This is a genomic window from Roseburia porci (assembly GCF_009695765.1).
Lineage (GTDB): Bacteria > Bacillota > Clostridia > Lachnospirales > Lachnospiraceae > Roseburia > Roseburia porci.
In genome coordinates this window covers 1-15,479 of sequence record NZ_VUNI01000024.1, presented here as the reverse complement: position 1 = coordinate 15,479, position 15,479 = coordinate 1, and the positions used below count along the sequence as shown (strand labels likewise).

The 15,479-nt window shown below is 38.2% G+C and carries 21 protein-coding genes; 2 read left to right on the top strand and 19 right to left on the bottom strand.

Annotated features, from left to right (window positions below; translation table 11 throughout):
* Positions 1–6: 6 nt before the first annotated feature.
* On the bottom strand, positions 7–1,638 hold the full coding sequence (locus tag FYJ75_RS11970; protein WP_154430676.1) for a M20/M25/M40 family metallo-hydrolase: 1,632 nt from the start codon (positions 1,636–1,638) through the stop codon (positions 7–9).
* 215 nt (positions 1,639–1,853) lie between these two features.
* On the opposite strand from FYJ75_RS11970, the gene FYJ75_RS11965 reads away from it, so the two are divergent.
* Entirely contained in the window at positions 1,854–3,011 is a 1,158-nt protein-coding gene (locus tag FYJ75_RS11965; RefSeq protein WP_195839009.1) for a PucR family transcriptional regulator ligand-binding domain-containing protein, read from the top strand.
* A 10-nt stretch (positions 3,012–3,021) separates the two neighbouring features.
* On the opposite strand, the gene FYJ75_RS11960 is transcribed toward FYJ75_RS11965, so the two are convergent.
* The 18 genes from FYJ75_RS11960 to FYJ75_RS11875 form a co-directional block, all read right to left on the bottom strand.
* Complete coding sequence (locus tag FYJ75_RS11960) at positions 3,022–3,882, bottom strand: alpha/beta hydrolase (protein ID WP_154430674.1); 861 nt, start codon at positions 3,880–3,882, stop codon at positions 3,022–3,024.
* Between the two features lie 22 nt (positions 3,883–3,904).
* The gene (locus FYJ75_RS11955; RefSeq protein WP_154430673.1) at positions 3,905–5,002 is read right to left on the bottom strand and encodes an MATE family efflux transporter; all 1,098 of its coding nucleotides are present in this window, start codon (positions 5,000–5,002) and stop codon (positions 3,905–3,907) included.
* 117 nt (positions 5,003–5,119) lie between these two features.
* Complete coding sequence (locus tag FYJ75_RS11950; protein ID WP_154430672.1) at positions 5,120–5,620, bottom strand: MarR family winged helix-turn-helix transcriptional regulator; 501 nt, start codon at positions 5,618–5,620, stop codon at positions 5,120–5,122.
* Positions 5,621–5,695: 75 nt separating this feature from the next.
* Positions 5,696–6,280, bottom strand: a complete 585-nt coding sequence (locus FYJ75_RS11945; protein WP_154430671.1) for a DUF6933 domain-containing protein — start codon at positions 6,278–6,280, stop codon at positions 5,696–5,698.
* A 5-nt stretch (positions 6,281–6,285) separates the two neighbouring features.
* Positions 6,286–6,609 carry a hypothetical protein gene (locus tag FYJ75_RS11940; RefSeq protein ID WP_154430670.1) on the bottom strand — a complete coding sequence of 108 codons (324 nt, stop codon included), beginning with the start codon at positions 6,607–6,609 and terminating at the stop codon, positions 6,286–6,288.
* 86 nt (positions 6,610–6,695) lie between these two features.
* On the bottom strand, positions 6,696–6,851 hold the full coding sequence (locus FYJ75_RS14775; protein WP_331467530.1) for an HTH domain-containing protein: 156 nt from the start codon (positions 6,849–6,851) through the stop codon (positions 6,696–6,698).
* A 113-nt stretch (positions 6,852–6,964) separates the two neighbouring features.
* Entirely contained in the window at positions 6,965–7,474 is a 510-nt protein-coding gene (locus FYJ75_RS14770) for an ATP-binding protein (RefSeq protein WP_331467529.1), read from the bottom strand.
* 672 nt (positions 7,475–8,146) lie between these two features.
* Positions 8,147–8,431 carry a hypothetical protein gene (locus FYJ75_RS11925; RefSeq protein WP_154430669.1) on the bottom strand — a complete coding sequence of 95 codons (285 nt, stop codon included), beginning with the start codon at positions 8,429–8,431 and terminating at the stop codon, positions 8,147–8,149.
* Between the two features lie 528 nt (positions 8,432–8,959).
* Complete coding sequence (locus FYJ75_RS11920; RefSeq protein ID WP_328596941.1) at positions 8,960–9,325, bottom strand: ACT domain-containing protein; 366 nt, start codon at positions 9,323–9,325, stop codon at positions 8,960–8,962.
* Between the two features lie 32 nt (positions 9,326–9,357).
* Positions 9,358–9,915 carry a P-loop NTPase family protein gene (locus tag FYJ75_RS11915; protein ID WP_075680650.1) on the bottom strand — a complete coding sequence of 186 codons (558 nt, stop codon included), beginning with the start codon at positions 9,913–9,915 and terminating at the stop codon, positions 9,358–9,360.
* A 76-nt stretch (positions 9,916–9,991) separates the two neighbouring features.
* Positions 9,992–10,159: a hypothetical protein gene (locus tag FYJ75_RS11910; RefSeq protein WP_154430668.1), complete on the bottom strand. Its 168-nt coding sequence runs from the start codon at positions 10,157–10,159 to the stop codon at positions 9,992–9,994.
* Positions 10,160–10,552: 393 nt separating this feature from the next.
* The gene (locus tag FYJ75_RS11905; protein WP_154430667.1) at positions 10,553–11,266 is read right to left on the bottom strand and encodes a tyrosine-type recombinase/integrase; all 714 of its coding nucleotides are present in this window, start codon (positions 11,264–11,266) and stop codon (positions 10,553–10,555) included.
* Positions 11,253–11,468, bottom strand: coding sequence for a helix-turn-helix domain-containing protein (locus tag FYJ75_RS11900; RefSeq protein ID WP_027421677.1), 216 nt, complete (start codon positions 11,466–11,468; stop codon positions 11,253–11,255). Before FYJ75_RS11900 ends, FYJ75_RS11905 begins: the two co-directional genes overlap by 14 nt.
* A gap of 429 nt (positions 11,469–11,897) precedes the next feature.
* Positions 11,898–12,413 (bottom strand): type III toxin-antitoxin system ToxN/AbiQ family toxin, encoded by a 516-nt coding sequence (locus tag FYJ75_RS11895; protein ID WP_154430666.1) that lies wholly within the window; start codon positions 12,411–12,413, stop codon positions 11,898–11,900.
* A 259-nt stretch (positions 12,414–12,672) separates the two neighbouring features.
* The gene (locus FYJ75_RS11890; protein ID WP_154430665.1) at positions 12,673–12,948 is read right to left on the bottom strand and encodes a hypothetical protein; all 276 of its coding nucleotides are present in this window, start codon (positions 12,946–12,948) and stop codon (positions 12,673–12,675) included.
* 95 nt (positions 12,949–13,043) lie between these two features.
* Positions 13,044–13,409, bottom strand: a complete 366-nt coding sequence (locus FYJ75_RS11885; protein WP_154430664.1) for a response regulator — start codon at positions 13,407–13,409, stop codon at positions 13,044–13,046.
* A gap of 155 nt (positions 13,410–13,564) precedes the next feature.
* The gene (rbr, locus tag FYJ75_RS11880) at positions 13,565–14,104 is read right to left on the bottom strand and encodes a rubrerythrin (protein ID WP_154430663.1); all 540 of its coding nucleotides are present in this window, start codon (positions 14,102–14,104) and stop codon (positions 13,565–13,567) included.
* A gap of 144 nt (positions 14,105–14,248) precedes the next feature.
* Positions 14,249–15,052 (bottom strand): SDR family NAD(P)-dependent oxidoreductase, encoded by an 804-nt coding sequence (locus FYJ75_RS11875; protein ID WP_154430662.1) that lies wholly within the window; start codon positions 15,050–15,052, stop codon positions 14,249–14,251.
* 215 nt (positions 15,053–15,267) lie between these two features.
* Here FYJ75_RS11875 and FYJ75_RS14950 point away from each other — a divergent pair, with 215 nt between their 5' ends.
* Positions 15,268–15,402, top strand: coding sequence for a hypothetical protein (locus tag FYJ75_RS14950; protein WP_408638931.1), 135 nt, complete (start codon positions 15,268–15,270; stop codon positions 15,400–15,402).
* The last annotated feature ends 77 nt before the right edge of the window (positions 15,403–15,479 follow it).

Here is a 15,479-nt window from a genome sequence, read left to right as displayed (position 1 = left end):
TCCCTCCTATAAGAATTTCTGCAATGTTTTTATAATAAGCTTTGGTAAAACTTCAAAGCTGTACGGCATATACAAACGTTCCGTCCACTTATGCGCATCTTTTCCGTGAACACCAAAATTCACCGATTTGATTCCAAGCGCCCTCATCTTTTCAAATGGAAGCGGATAAAGCTGTTCCATCTGTGGGAAATTCCTCTTCAGACTTTCCGTGGATTCCTGTGGATCATCAATGCAAAGGTAACTGCTATCCGAAAGACTCGGGAAAAACTGGCAGATTTCATAATGTACCTTTGTTTCTTTCTCCACTTCATCCGTAATCTGCCGCAGTTTATCCATAATACGCTTATCCTGCACTTCTTCGCTCTTTAAAGTGTTATGCGGACAGTACGGAGCAGCAAAATAAAGCACTACGACCGGATGATAAATCCCCGCCTTTTCAAGCATCATCCGGATCATCCGGATCGGCAGTTCCCGCTTATCCTCATTTTTCTGAAGACCTTCTTCTGTGATCGTAGCAAGAAGCTCATCCAGTTCTTTACAATTTGCACTGGCAAGCTGATACAGTTTTTCATACGTTAACACCGACCATGCATTCGGAATCGTGACATATTCCTTTCCTGAAAGTTCACAAAAGTCCTTATAATTCTGATTCAGATCCTTCATTGTATCAGAAACAGCTTTCTCAGCTGTTTTTTTGAGTTTTGAAAGAATTTCATTTGTACTGGCATTGTGGACGAAATAATTAAAATAAACCAAAGCCTCTTTTGCTGTCTGCACATTGTACCAGCCCTTCAGATCCTTGAGTTTAAGCGCAACCGGAGGAAGCGAATACTCTCCACCATAGCTGTCACAAAATTCCGTATGAAAACTGATCTCTGATGTCAGCCTGGCCGCCACAGCTGTCGGGTCATAGCCCTCAAAACACTGTCCGACATGTGTCTCCCTTCCCTGAATGTAAAAGCATGGAAGTAGTTTTCCGCCAACACCGGTGTAAAGATACTGATTTGTATCTCCTGGATACATCGGACAGGTATAGTCATTGTTGATTGCAAGTATGTAATTTAATCCATATTTATTTTTTAGAACCTCAAATGTTTCTATTCCTTCGATGATTCCAGTATGAAGGTTTTCTTCTACCGGATTCAGGGAGAGCAGAATATTTCCCGAAAGTTCTTTTACATGATCTGCTATGTGCTTGATAAGAACCATGAATACTGCATCTCCGCTTTTCATATCACATGCGCCTCTTCCAAACAGATAGTCTCCGGATTCAAGATCTTCCCTCACTTCCTTGGGAAGTTCCACCTTTGCCAGTTCCTTTTCCAATGCAGCCGTATCAAATGCAACCTCCTGAAACTGTCCATAATCTTCAACACCGACCGTGTCGGTATGCCCATGAAAAATGATCGTATTCGAATTCTCATCCTTTTCTCCACGAAGCAAAGCAAATACATTTCTTCTTTGCAGCCAGTCATCTTTCAGTGTCTGAATCACGACCAGCTCTGGATGCTGTTTGAAATATGGAATCTCTCTCAGATAATTTTCTATAAAAATTCCAATATCTTTCTCACCCGATGTTGTGTTAATACTTGGAACTGCAACCATTTTTCTGGTAAGTTCTAACATTTCCTCTCTCATATCCACCTCCTGAAATCCATCTAAAATGCTTTAAATACTACAAAAATGGGGCCTGCAGAATTATTTTCTGCAAGCCCCTTCGCTTACTATGCCTATATTTATATCAGCATAGTTCATTGTTTTCAATGGACTGTGAAACAAATTTTTTTATAATTTTTTGTAATTTTTACAAAAATATGCTATTGTGTCCTTATATTACAGATTGGAGAACAAATATGCTTGACGTTGCCTCTCTTGAGAAATTTGACTTTTTTAAAAATTTTGTGCTGATTGCCGGTGCCAAAGGATTATATCGCAATATTTCAAATGTTGTAATTCTGGATTACGAAGGAATAGAAGGTGATTTCAGTGGTTTTCATGAAGGTGATTTTGTCATCACCAACATGCTTTTTGCGAAAAATGATACTTCCAAAATATATCCCGCATTTAAGGAATTAATTGATATCGGAGTGTCTGCTTTTGCAATCAAAACGGTGTTCTTTACAGAACTCCCCGCTGAGGTTCTTGAACTTGCAGAGCATTCCCGCATTCCTGTCTTTTTCTTTCACGACATATACATTGAGGATGTTATTTTAAGCATTACAGATCATTTACGTTCTTCTGCCAATTATAACTATTATGAGAATCTGATTGATTCTTTTTTACTCACACCGTCTCATCATGCACAGATTAACGAGCTTCTTCATTCTCTTCTTCCTGATGAAGACCAGCGGATCAGTGAAAAAACTGTAACTTCTCTCTCCCTGTTTCCGCCAACGGACACTGACGAATTTTCACTCCAGCGAACAATCAACAAACTCATGCTTCAAGTCAACCACATGAAAACCAAAGCAGACCTTCATATCCTGAAATATCAGAAAGGAATCCTTTTTCTCTGTTTCGAAGAAAAACAAAATTCGCCTGAAAATACGTATGCCATGTGGAATGATATTATGAAAGAACTAAACCTTACCCAATATATTGCCGGAATAAGTGATCATCCTCTCCAAATCTCCAAAATCGACATTGCGATTGAGCGCAGCCTCCATGCCTGCAAAATGTCCGCAAAACATGGTTGTCTGCTATCAAAATACAGCGATCTTGGTCTCTCCAATCTGATTTTTTCTATTTACAAAGACCGTTATTCCTGTGCATTTCTTGCAGAAAAAGCAGCTGTTCTGCGTCCTGCAAAACATGCTGCCTTAAAAGATACCATGCAGGAACTGGTCCTTCATGATTTTGAAATTGATCCCACTGCGGAATCGCTCTTCCAACACCCAAACACCATACGCTACCGCATTGGAAAATTAAAAGATCTTTTCCGTGTCAAAAACGATCTGGAGTTTCAGATTCTCTGCATTCTTTTATCGAGAGATGAATATTCGACCGTTTAATTCCGTTATGCTAAAATCTATTTTCCACTAAAGTGCGAATGAAAAATTCCGCGATCTGCTCCCACACTTTTTCCTGGAAAAACATAAGGTCGGCATGATCTGCGCCGTCCAATGCCAGCAGTGTCACATCACAGCCGGCTTTCTCTAACACCTCATAAAGCTCTTCACTCTGGGAAAACGGAACCGTTTTATCTTCGTTTCCATGAATGATAAAAAACGGCGGAGACGCCGGTGTCACCTTGGAAACCGGTGAATTCTCTTTTGCTTCCTTTGGATGATCCATAACAGAAAATCCCATCATCAGAGACTCCGGAGACGCTGCCGCCTGCTTTTCATTTTCATGTGGAAATGTTGCAAGATCGGTCGGCGGATACCATGGGCAGGCTGCCTGCACCTGACTGGACTGCTCGAGATAATCCCCGACTTCCAGTGACGCGTCCATATCAAGGGCTGCCATGCATGTCAGATATCCTCCTGCGGATTCCCCCATCACGCCAAATGCATCCGGATTGATGCGATAGCGCTCAGCATGCGCTTTCAGATAACGGATCGCAGACTTCACGTCTACTAACTGCATCGGAAATGATCCCTCATTCGAAGTACGATATTCCACACTTGCCACTGCAAATCCTTTCCGCGCCAATTGTGCAAGATACGCAAGATGCGCCGACTTGTCCATTCTAAGCCATCCTCCGCCACAGATCCACACGATGCATGGATACGTACGTCCTTCCATGTCCTCCGGATAGATCAGGTCCATTTTCAGATCTCTTCTGCTATGTCCATACCAGGAATCCACCTGTGCATAGGTGATATCCGTGGTAACCACATACTGTGGGTTTTCAATTGCAAGTTTTTGTGTTAATTTCATTTTGTTTTCCCCCATTTACCATTTATCTGCTTTTTACTGACAGCCTCAGCCTTTCCTGGCTTCCTTTTCGCTGCAGTGTCACAGTATCATCCACAAATACTTTTCCACCACTTTTCAGTCCTCCGATGACGGTGTCATCTTTGTAGATCAGAATATCCTCCAAAGAATTGTTGACAATCTGATAGGTTTTACTTGTTGCATCGTAAGAGATGGAACAGTCGTTCCATACGTATGCACTTCCTCTGTCAGCTACCATATCCCTGCTGCTATTTTTCTTAGATGGCTGGTTTTTTCCGGCTGCGCTGCTGTCACTTTTTGTGGTTCCATTCTTTTGAGCAGTGCTCTCTTTTCTGGATGGTGACTTTTTATCTGTGTTGTCTTTCTTTGTCTGTGGCTTTTTATCTGTATTGTCTTTTCCTGTCTGCGGCCTTTTATCCGTGCTTTCTTTCCTTGCCGGCTGCTTTTTACTCTTCCGTTTCTTTTTTGATTTCTTCTTCCGGAACAGTTTTCTGCGCGGCCATTTGTGATGTGACTTTCTCGGAGTTCTTTCATGGCTGTTGGAATCTTTTGACTTTTCTTCCGGTCTGCGGTAGCCACCGGTCACCCATCCTATGAGGATCAGAATCAATGCGATTCCATGCAATAACGTGAACAGATACACGCCAATCCGCAAATATGGATGCAGTTCTGCCAGTCCGAATAATGCCACAAGCATCTCCGCCAGCACAATAAGTGTAAACAATGTCGGCAATACCATGGTCTTTTTCCCTCTTGCCAAAAACAGCATGCACATCGCCAGAAAACAAAGCAAAAGCGGAAGCACTACTGCCACCGCACCAGCCGCCAATAATCTGCTGTCCACATTTCCCTGAACAAATGTCAGAACTGATTTCATCGTTCCAACAGTAAGTGGTGCCTTTAATACATAATCATCTGCAAGCTGTCCCTTTGTCAGATAAGTATAACCTGCTTTTGCTCCTGCACTCAATACATCCATTCCTGAAAGCGTGATCTCCTGTCCGCCCACCGGAAAACGGCAAAACGGAAGAAGCAGTGAAACCAATGCAAGCAGTAATAGAATTCCAGCTATATTTTTCAAGAAACGTCCATAGTTTCTCATCGTTCTCAGTCCTCTCTATCCATGTATTCTCATGACAGGCACATTATAGCACGGAACTGGAAAGATGCTTATTAAAATTCTTTTAATTTTCTCTTACTTTTTATTTCAAGCAAACCTCTAGCTCAGGACTTCCTCCATCTTATTTATAATCCGTTCCATGGATTGATAGGTTTTGTCATCCAGTTCATCTAACAAACGATACCATTTCTGGTTTGCTTCTCTATGAATTCTTTGTTGCTCTTCAAAGCAGCCAAGCCCCTTTTCTGTTAAATACAGTTCAATTTTTGCGTCTGATTCCGCAGATATTCTTTTCATTATCAGCCCCTTCTGAACCAGCTTTTTTATCATCTGTGAGGCTGCCCCGGCCGTAACTCCCTTTGCTTTTGCAAGTGCCTTAGTACCTATCCCAGGCTGTTCACCAATCACTGTAAGCATATGAATTTCAGTCTGTGTAAGCAGAATATCCTCTCCGTAACTCCTAGGTATATTCTCGCGTTGATGATACTCATGAATCACACGTTCTACCTGAAACGGCTCTAGCTTTGTTGCTTTTGCGCTCTGCATGGAGAAAAAACGGACAATATTTCCGAATAATCCCTTCGCTTTCATTTTCTGCATAAATTATTTTCCAGTAAAGGAACATCTTTTTCGTGCATTGCAAGCAATATTTCTGCAAGAAAAAGTTTTGTGGTACTAATCGTTAGTACCACGATTGTTTTCTATGTACTGAGCAAAATCAATTACCTTTGCTGGCTTTCTCTTAGCAGCAATCCCTAATCGTTCCATGTCTAATTTAAAAAGTTCACTTGGATATCCGTATGCATCAAATCCCTCTGGCTGGCAAATATCTCTGTTCAGATACTCGCTAAGCTCCCATTGATACTTTACTTCTTTCTCCAGTTTTTTATTAAAATACTGTGCATCCATTACCATTCTGTTAATGCCGCCAACCGATTTCCTACCATGAGTTTTTGTTACAGTTGTATCGCCTGACATTTTAAAATACTGCCCTATCTGCTCCTCGGAATATCCCATTTCCTGCATCACGCCATGAATCACACTGCGGATATACATTGTATAGTAATTCCAGTTTCTTGGTTCAATATCTGTCATTGCTATTGTATAACGATTACTGGCATTCACAATAAACAAGACATTTCTTCCTTTTATTTTCGTCAAATGTGTGTCCCAGCAGAACACAAGTAAAGCACCTTTGCTTTCTTCAATCTTTGTTGTTTTTAGTCGATCTTGAACTGCTTTTGTTGCACCAATCTCCATATGTATCACCTGCTCATTTCAAGTATTCCTTTTACTTCCTGTTGCAATTCATCACTAAAGTCTGATAAATCATCATATGTAATTACTTTCAATCTAATAAGACGAACAATATCCCCTATCACCTCTGACTTACTCATCTCCATGATAACTCCCGGATGACGCTTATCTTCTTTTATCCGTTTTTCAAGTTTCCAGAATTTCTCTGATGCAGGCTTTTTATCATCATTCAGAAAATTGGCATACTCTTTAACAAGACCTTCCATATAATTTTCCTGCCAACCGGATAGTCTTTCTCGAAATAATTTCCAATCCTTTTTGCTTATGTCCATGATTTTGAACCTCCTCAGTCTCAAATCTCATAAGGCTTTGTTGCGACTAACTTTGAAATATTCTTGAGTGCCAAATTTGTTATCATTTACTTAATTTTCCATTCTCCACCATTATCTGGACCTATTCGTTCTATGGCACCTTTATCCTTTAATTCTGATATATATCTGGCAATTGTTCTATCTGTGACATCTAAGGCTATTCTTAATTCATCAATAGAAATATTCGGTTTTTCCGAAATCATTTTCAGAATTTCACACGCTTTAGAGGGCTTCTTCTTAGAATATTCAGGCAATAACCGCTTGATTTTTTCAGAAATTTCTATGACATTTTCTATGACATTTTCATTTGCCTGTGTTATATATAACTAGATCCATAATTCAGATTATACAAAGTCAATGTAAAATCATCATTATCTGCCTCAAAGACCGGCATCTTAGTCTCATCAAATTCCACCTGTCCCTCATAGTCTGCCAATATCTTCTTAAATCCACTACCTCTTCGCTCCATGTATTTCAAGCGGCTGAATATATCAGCTAATATCGGATTTCTTCGCTTAGATGGGATTTTCAATAAATCTTTCCCTCTAGAGATACTCCCCCCGGTGAAATATATTTCACTTCTGTCATCAAACATATCTATATGGACTTCGCTGCCTATCTCCATATAATTTCTATGAATCAAGGCATTTACTACACCTTCGAGCACTGCACGATCCAGATAATCAGACATTTCTATTTCAATAGAAAAAAAAGAAGGAGCGCCGTCGCAACGCCGCTCCTCCAAAAACACATAGTGTTTTGTGATTCTGCGTTTATTATATTCAGTTCTAACAATAATGTCAACACATTTTGCAAAAATAATCATCCAAATAAGTAATCAATAATACAATTAACAAATCGGTATGAACTACATATAAGTTCATTCTTCTTAAAGAAAACGCTCTTTTCTGGTATTCTGTCCTTGAAAAGTGCTTTCAGTTCTATAATTCTATTTTTTTTTACTTTTTCCGAAACAACATCATCATAAACATAAAGCATGCATAATAACGATTTCCTCTGCCATCATCCTGGTCTGTGTTCTTAGCTGTAACTGTTCAGTAAAAGAATTCGGATTCTTTGAATATGGATTGGTAAATGATTTCCTTTCGGAATGGTGTGAAATGAAAACGAAATTAAATAATGGAGAAATTTCTCCTAATGAATATTTTGAGTGGAAAATAACATGGCCTCATGCGTGAATGAAACTATTCCTGCACAACTCACTTTAGTACCATTTTAGTACCACAAGGCAAAAAACAAGCTCGCAAATGCCCATTTTACTAGGCTTTGCGAGCTTTTGAAAATTATTCAAACTCCGCTTCGACTTTTTAATTTTGGATGCTTTTCCGACATTTTTCATCTACATAAACGCACTTTTGTACCGAATTTTCCACCATGTCTCCCTTGTCTCCGATTAACCATCCCCATATACTCCCCATGAGCCTTATACATCCCCAACTTGATAATCGAAGTCGAGGGTCTCAAGAAGCTGTTGATATTACTGCATACCATAGAGAACTCTAAACATCTTTGCAACCTTTGATGGACAGAGTTCTGGTGGGTTCTCATTCAACTCTTCAGGGAAGTTGGGAACTATAATAGTATTGGCATAATCTCCACCTTCTTTTTCGTAGTTCTCCAAAGCTTCGCAGGCTTCATCTGCTGAACGACAGGTGTTAAGCACCTTAAAGGTTGTTGGTCGATTGGTTACAGCATCACGCAGGGCTGGTATGCAAATAATAAACTTATTCACGTGACGCTTTAGCATTGCTTTCATTGTCATGGTCGACACCTCCTATTTTTGAAATGATGTCATTTTACCATCAGCTTAGATATTTGCAAGTCATCTCATATAATTAAAAATCATCTCAATAAAAAACATCAGAATCTTTGCGTGTCTTGGAGGAAATTGAAAGAAATGAGCAAAAGAAAAGAGCATCTACCCCAGACTGGATAAACGCTCTAAAGCATACTACATATTTTGTTGTTCCAACTCAGCTAATAACTGATTTATCCTTGCAAGCATAATAGCTTTCTCTTCTTCTGTCTGACCTGCCTGACTGCACTTACTACGGATAGGACATTGAGTGTTTAAGCAATTCCTCTTGCCATGACAGAATAACCATTTAACTGCCAGAAACAAATCACCAACTATAAGAAATATAAAAAATCAAATCCATATAAGCACACCCAAAAATGAAAGCATATCATATTCTACCTTACTTAATTTTGCCACTCTTAAACATCTTATTCTGCATATTGGGGTTTATCGAAACGTCAAACTGGGGTTTGTCAACTAAGTAACTTTGCCCTATGTAATCGAATATCCATTATCTGCAAGAAGAGTAGCTGCTTTTTCAAAATTCTCCTGCTTTACAAGAATATAATCTGTATTGTAGGTTGATACAGCAAAAATACCTATTTTATTTTCGGCTAAAATGTTTGCTATTGGTGCCAGAATTCCTATTAGAGAAAAGTCCAATATTCCTTGAATTCTAAATGCTTTCCAGCCGTCCTCACGTTCTATTGTATTTTGGGGAACCTTTGACGTTAGGCAAACAAGCGACAGTTCTTCGTCCGTTTTTCCAACAAAACAGTACTCTTCCGTTAGCATCTTTTCAGAAATTTCCGTAACTTTACAAATTGAAAAATCGCGGTCTATCTTTTTGATTTCTATTATCACCCTATCACACCTCCACAAATTGAGGGTTAGCAATCTCTCATAAATTGGTCTATTTTTTCTAAAACATCTATGTTTGTTTGATATGAAAAATCATTTGCATTAATATCTATTGTATTACCAAGAATTTTTTCACTTCTCGAATATTCAGTATATCTTCTAAAATCGTCAAAAACATCTAATGTTGTACTTAAATGTACGGGATGCCTATTCTCATTATGCATTCGATTTAAATATCGCTTATGTAAAATCTCAACATCTCCACGAAGAACAAGGGTAAGCACCTCATAGTTTTTTTCATATGCCATTTTGTGTAATGTTTCCAATTCTATAGTATGAAAGTTTGATTCCAAAATGAGATTCTTATCTAGTTTTTCAAACTCTGAAAAGATAAAGAACATTAATTCCATTGTTGCTCTTGATAATTTCTTATTTTCTTCTCTATTTGAGAATCCAATTGTATCTCCTAACACTTCTTTGATTGAATCCTTAAAAAATACATTTGTATCATATCTTTTTGAAAGAATATTTGCAAAAGTAGATTTTCCTGTTGCCAAATCTCCCATAATAAGTAAAAGTTTCTTCATAATATACCTCGCAAAATTCAAATTTGTCTTACACATTATATCATGAGAACCTATAAAAAAACTACCCCTAATACTTTCAATCTTTCTGCTTACTCAAAAACTCTTCCAATTCATCAATAGCTTCATACAGTAGCTTGGCAGTAAAAAACAAAGCTAAATCATTATATACTACTTCTTCATCTGTGCTGACCATGTTCTGAATAATTGCTGCTGCACCTTTAATTTTATCAATAGACTCCTGCATATTTTACACTCCCCTCTCATCCAAGTAGGTGTATGATACCTCTCATTTTTACTTTGTCAAGAAAATGTTTTAAGGCATCAGTACCCCAAAGCACCTCAAAATATCCTGAACAAACTCATTTACAGCAACTACAGGTACTGGATGCACTAAATCAAACACACGGGTTACAAGGTCTGCAAGATTACTTGAGCTAAATCAGTTTTCATGATGGCAAAAATGCTCTCAATTGGATAAGTACCTTAAAGACTTTGTAGCACATAAATTATCTCAAAGAATTTGTATCTACTTACGGGCATAATAATAGGCTGAAGCACACACAACTCCAGCCTACTATTTTGATTTATATTAACTCAGAGGATTGTTTGCTATCTCTCTGACGGATAGCACCAATAACTAACCCAGCCACCTCATCCATATCCATATTGTCATACATGGATGGATAGATAGCTTATTCTTATCGAAATCAAAATCCGCAGGAGTTAAAGCCATCAGTTCACCAATTCGGATCCCACACCAATACAAAAGCTCAAATGCCATATAGGAATAGGTTTTATTCGCGACCTCGGGAATGAAGCGCATATACTCTTCCTTTGTCCAAAAAAGCATTTCATCTGCATGGTGTTGTCCAAGTGGACCAGCAATTACAGCCGGATTCTTTGGCAGTTCGTAATACTTCACCGCATGATTGAATATGGCTGAAAGTTCCGCCTGCATCTTCCTAAGATAGGTTCCTTTGTATTTTTCACCATCCTGCGACTCACACTTACGCATCTCGTTTTGCCAAGCAATAACATCTCTCGGTGTAATCTCACGCATTACCAAATCTTTAAAATACGGTAGTATCTTTAACTCGATTACATATTCTTTGGACTTCCACGTATTCTCTCTAAGCTTTGGCTTTACATCATCGGTATAGCGTTTGTAAAAATCCCCAAAGGTCATATCAAGGCTACTGGCCTTTTCCAATGAAAAATGACGTTCCCAGTCCTGTGCTTCCTTTTTAGTCGAGAAGCCACGCTTTAATTTTCTCTGCTGCTTGCCTGTCCAGTCGGTGTAATACAACGACACATACCAAGTGCCTCTCTTCTTATCTTTATAAACTGCCATCTTCGTCCTCCTTTTCAAATGAATCAACTCCGTAGAATCTTTCTTCGAAATACTTTCTGCTTACTCTACCCGGGATTACCATGTAGCCTTTATCAGAAAGTTCCTTATTTAAGTCACGAACGATTGCATATGACTTTGATTCGGAAACACTCAATACCTGACAGATCTCTTTTACTGATATAAACGTTCTGCATTCAAACATATTTTTTGCCCTCCGCTTACGTACTATTTCTTGTTACGTAATACATTTGGGTTGAAAAAATCCCCATTACTAAACGAGAGCAAAAAAAGTTTGAAATTATATAATTTGTGGAAAATAAAAGATGAAAAACAGATTTGGACTTTATTCTGGAATAATTCCGATACAGTTTTTTGAGAAAAACAGTATCATAATCGTATCACGACACAAAAAAGGCCTGAAATCATGTTTTCTTAACATGATTTCAAGCCTTAAAAATACTTGATTTGTTATACCAACCTCTAAACCACTTCAGGTCTACTCAAACTCGATTTTGGCAACTATATATTATGTCTATCAAATTATATATTGCTATATTTTGTATTATTATTCTTAATATTCTATGCATTCTTTATCGTTTTGGCACTTTTTGCAAGCATTTTGCAATCATTATTACTTCGAATCACTCCTCAGATATTTCTCTATGTACTCCCGGCACCCATCCTCTAAAATATGAAATGCACAGCTATTGTCGGTTAAAATCTGCTTACGGTTTGTTGTAACCATCTCATATATTTTATTAGCCTTCTTATGAATTCGCTCTGCATTGTTCATACAAAACTGATATTCTTTATTTAACAATAGTCTATATTTCTCATCCTCAACATCTTTGATCACCAATTTTTCAATACATTCATCCGGAACCGGAACCATATAATTAAAGCGCAAAGAGCCTTTCACTTCTTTTTCATCTCCCGGAACACGAATCAAAATGTTCGCCTCCTGCTTCTTATCAAAAGATGATACAGACACATAATAATTCATCCCATTTACTTGCATAACAGCACCAAATGCAAACTTATTACGGTCTGTATACCGGATATTCGGTACTTTCGTAACTCCTCTTTTTTCCTTTTCGTATCTTTGGAGAAATTTATTATACTCCTCGTTTATGCGGTAAAAATCCATTTATATCCTCCATAGTATAACAAAACAGGGAGATAAGATGCTTATCTCCCTGAAAATTAACGATTCGCATTTTAAGCTGCGAAGCACTTAAATTAAAGGTTCACATTCAAAGTAGTGAAGCACTTAAATTAAAGGTTTGCACTCAAAGTAGCAACGCACTTAAATCGAGCAAATTTCTTTGCTCACTTATATTATATGCAGTTCTGTCGCAAAAATCAATAAAAATTTTAAATATGCGAATATGCGTTACTTTTTCTTCCTATTCAAGAGCTTTAGTAATTCTATAATATCTGCTCTCCAAAGCCTCTCTTCCTCCTTCCATTACATCACATATAGCATCTCTTATCTCAAAATCTTGTAAAGCACCTGAATGAGATGCATTTATTTCTCCACCTGCAAATTCCATATGAATCACTTGTTCTGAATTTGTATTCACAACAATATTGGGATTATGTGTTACCACAATAATTTGCTGACTTTGTTTCTTTTCATTAATTCCTTTTACAATAAAATCAGTAATATTTTTTGTGTCCAAGTCATCCTCAGGCTGATCAATAATAATAGGTTCTTTTTATGTGTGAAAAGGCGTTAATACTATTTGTAAAACTAAATTATTCTTTCAGTTTCCTATCATTGAATATACTTAGAAGCGAAACCATAAACAACATCAGGGTCAAAAGGTTTATAAATAATATCTACCGCACCAAGAGCAAAAGCTTGCTTTTCAAGCTCATTATCCGGTTCACCGGTAACCATAATGACTGGTATATTATAATTGTCCGTTTGCATAAACGAAAGAACATCGAGTCCACTTTTCCCCGGCATATAAAAATCCAAAAAAACGAGAGCAATCCTATCTGTATATTTTTTGATGGTATCAATTGCCTCTTCCCCATCCGCCGCCTCTAAAACAGTATACTCTTTGCGGAAATAAAAGCTTAAAATATCGCGGTTAACTTCCATATCATCTACAATTAAAACTGCCGGTCTATCCATTTTCCTTATTCCCCATAATTATAAATCATGTTACTAAAGCCTTCATTCGCAAAATACTATTGCAAACATAATTATTACTCCATAATAGAATTACCATTCTTTTGAATGCAGGCATTCTAAGAATGGTAATTGGTCTAATCTGATTCAATAACGAATTAATAGTTCTCTTGTCTTACTTCAAAGAACGCCTGTGGATGATTACAAACCGGGCAAACCTCCGGAGCTTCCAGTCCAACTACAACATGACCACAGTTTCTGCACTCCCACATCGTAACTCCACTCTTTTTAAACACTTCCATTGCTTCCACATTGTGAAGGAGAGCACGATATCTTTCCTCATGCATTTTCTCAATCGCTGCAACACCTCTAAACTGTGCTGCCAATTCCGGAAATCCTTCTTCATCTGCTTCTTTAGCCATTCTGTCATACATATCTGTCCACTCAGCATTCTCGCCTTGTGCAGCATGCAAAAGATTCTCAGGCGTATCACCCAACTCTCCGAGTGCTTTAAACCAAAGCTTGGCATGCTCCTTCTCATTCTCTGCTGTCTTTAAGAACAATGCAGCGATCTGCTCATACCCTGCTTTTTTTGCAACCGAAGCAAAATATGTGTACTTATTTCTTGCCTGTGATTCACCTGCAAATGCTTCCCATAAATTCTTTTCTGTCTTTGTTCCTGCATACTTGTTAGCCATAAAAAACCTCCTGCTTTCTACTTTCTTATTTTTAAACTGTTCAGAGCTAAGACGATTCAACTTCTTAACCAGCTTGTATTCAAACAGGCTTTAGTGTGAATCCTATTTTGGTATCTGAATCGTTTACTTTCTATATACTATGTTTTACCAAGTGCGACTTGCCATCTGTCTAAACTGTGCAACGGTAGGTGTATGTGAATTAAGACCACCATCACAGGTAAGTACCTGTCCATTCATATACTCTGCCTCATCGCTTGCAAGGTAAACACAAAGATGACCGATATCCTCCGGATTACCATAGCGCTTGCCAAGAATGTTAGAAAGGAAAATATCCTTTAATGCATCCGGAATACGAGCCTCATTCTGTGGTGTGACAATCAGTCCCGGCCGAACACAATTACAACGGATTCCACTTGGACCATACATACAAGCCACATATTCCGTCAGCTTATCAACTCCCGCTTTGGCACAGGCATAAGCAATTGTTCCCAGATCTCCAGCAACACTCGCCATAGAACCAATATTGATAATATTGCCACCTTTCTCATTCTTCATGAGGATTGGCAAAGCCTCCTTAATCATGTTGAAGGTTCCACCTAAATCGGTTGCTACCACGGCGTTAAACTCTTCTAAGCTAAGCTCGTCCACACGACCATCCTTCATACCCATTCCTGCAGCATTATTAATTAACACATCGATGCGGCCAAACTTCTCTGCAACATCAGTAATCAAGCTGTGCATAGAATCTGTATTCGTCAAATCAAATGCGTGGAACCATGCTTTGCCGCCCTCTGCTGTAATTTCATCGACCACCTTCTGTCCACGCTCTACATTACGACCCGTAATGACAACTGTAGCTGCTTCCTTAGCACAAAGCTTCGCAATCCCAATTCCAATTCCACTTGTTGAGCCTGTTACAATGATAACCTTATCCTTTAAACGTTCCATTCTAAACCTCCTGAAATTATACTTACAAATCACCAAACAGTTACATAAAATAGGTTGTCCATCGCATTTTTAAGTATACAAATTATATTATAAAAATGAGACATCCCACTCTGAATATTATAGCATTTCTCACAAAAAAATAAAGACAAATTACAAATTATACAACACTATTCACAACAAAGGTAACTTTTCAGAGACATTATTTTTAAAATCTTATTGCTATGAATGCTGCGGTTGAAGCTTCAAGAAGTGGTGATGCAGGCAGAGGTTTTGCAGTGATTGCTGTATTAAAAGGGCGTGTTTTCATGCGTCCTTTTTATTATGGATACAACAGTAGTTATATTTCATAAAACGTGTATAATTCCCCTTACCCCATAAGAAAGGCTATTATGGAATCCTATGCGGCTGTTACATTTTTTTCATGTTT

Bases quoted from the DNA above. Each gene is read 5' to 3' on its own strand.
- FYJ75_RS11970 (WP_154430676.1), bottom strand. From the start codon at position 1,638: ATGAGAGAGGAAATGTTAGAACTTACCAGAAAAATGGTTGCAGTTCCA.
- FYJ75_RS11965 (WP_195839009.1), top strand. From the start codon at position 1,854: ATGCTTGACGTTGCCTCTCTTGAGAAATTTGACTTTTTTAAAAATTTT.
- FYJ75_RS11960 (WP_154430674.1), bottom strand. From the start codon at position 3,882: ATGAAATTAACACAAAAACTTGCAATTGAAAACCCACAGTATGTGGTT.
- FYJ75_RS11955 (WP_154430673.1), bottom strand. From the start codon at position 5,002: ATGAGAAACTATGGACGTTTCTTGAAAAATATAGCTGGAATTCTATTA.
- FYJ75_RS11950 (WP_154430672.1), bottom strand. From the start codon at position 5,620: ATGCAGAAAATGAAAGCGAAGGGATTATTCGGAAATATTGTCCGTTTT.
- FYJ75_RS11945 (WP_154430671.1), bottom strand. From the start codon at position 6,280: ATGGAGATTGGTGCAACAAAAGCAGTTCAAGATCGACTAAAAACAACA.
- FYJ75_RS11940 (WP_154430670.1), bottom strand. From the start codon at position 6,609: ATGGACATAAGCAAAAAGGATTGGAAATTATTTCGAGAAAGACTATCC.
- FYJ75_RS14775 (WP_331467530.1), bottom strand. From the start codon at position 6,851: ATGATTTCGGAAAAACCGAATATTTCTATTGATGAATTAAGAATAGCC.
- FYJ75_RS14770 (WP_331467529.1), bottom strand. From the start codon at position 7,474: ATGATTATTTTTGCAAAATGTGTTGACATTATTGTTAGAACTGAATAT.
- FYJ75_RS11925 (WP_154430669.1), bottom strand. From the start codon at position 8,431: ATGACAATGAAAGCAATGCTAAAGCGTCACGTGAATAAGTTTATTATT.
- FYJ75_RS11915 (WP_075680650.1), bottom strand. From the start codon at position 9,915: ATGAAGAAACTTTTACTTATTATGGGAGATTTGGCAACAGGAAAATCT.
- FYJ75_RS11910 (WP_154430668.1), bottom strand. From the start codon at position 10,159: ATGCAGGAGTCTATTGATAAAATTAAAGGTGCAGCAGCAATTATTCAG.
- FYJ75_RS11905 (WP_154430667.1), bottom strand. From the start codon at position 11,266: ATGGCAGTTTATAAAGATAAGAAGAGAGGCACTTGGTATGTGTCGTTG.
- FYJ75_RS11900 (WP_027421677.1), bottom strand. From the start codon at position 11,468: ATGTTTGAATGCAGAACGTTTATATCAGTAAAAGAGATCTGTCAGGTA.
- FYJ75_RS11895 (WP_154430666.1), bottom strand. From the start codon at position 12,413: ATGGATTTTTACCGCATAAACGAGGAGTATAATAAATTTCTCCAAAGA.
- FYJ75_RS11885 (WP_154430664.1), bottom strand. From the start codon at position 13,409: ATGGATAGACCGGCAGTTTTAATTGTAGATGATATGGAAGTTAACCGC.
- rbr (WP_154430663.1), bottom strand. From the start codon at position 14,104: ATGGCTAACAAGTATGCAGGAACAAAGACAGAAAAGAATTTATGGGAA.
- FYJ75_RS11875 (WP_154430662.1), bottom strand. From the start codon at position 15,052: ATGGAACGTTTAAAGGATAAGGTTATCATTGTAACAGGCTCAACAAGT.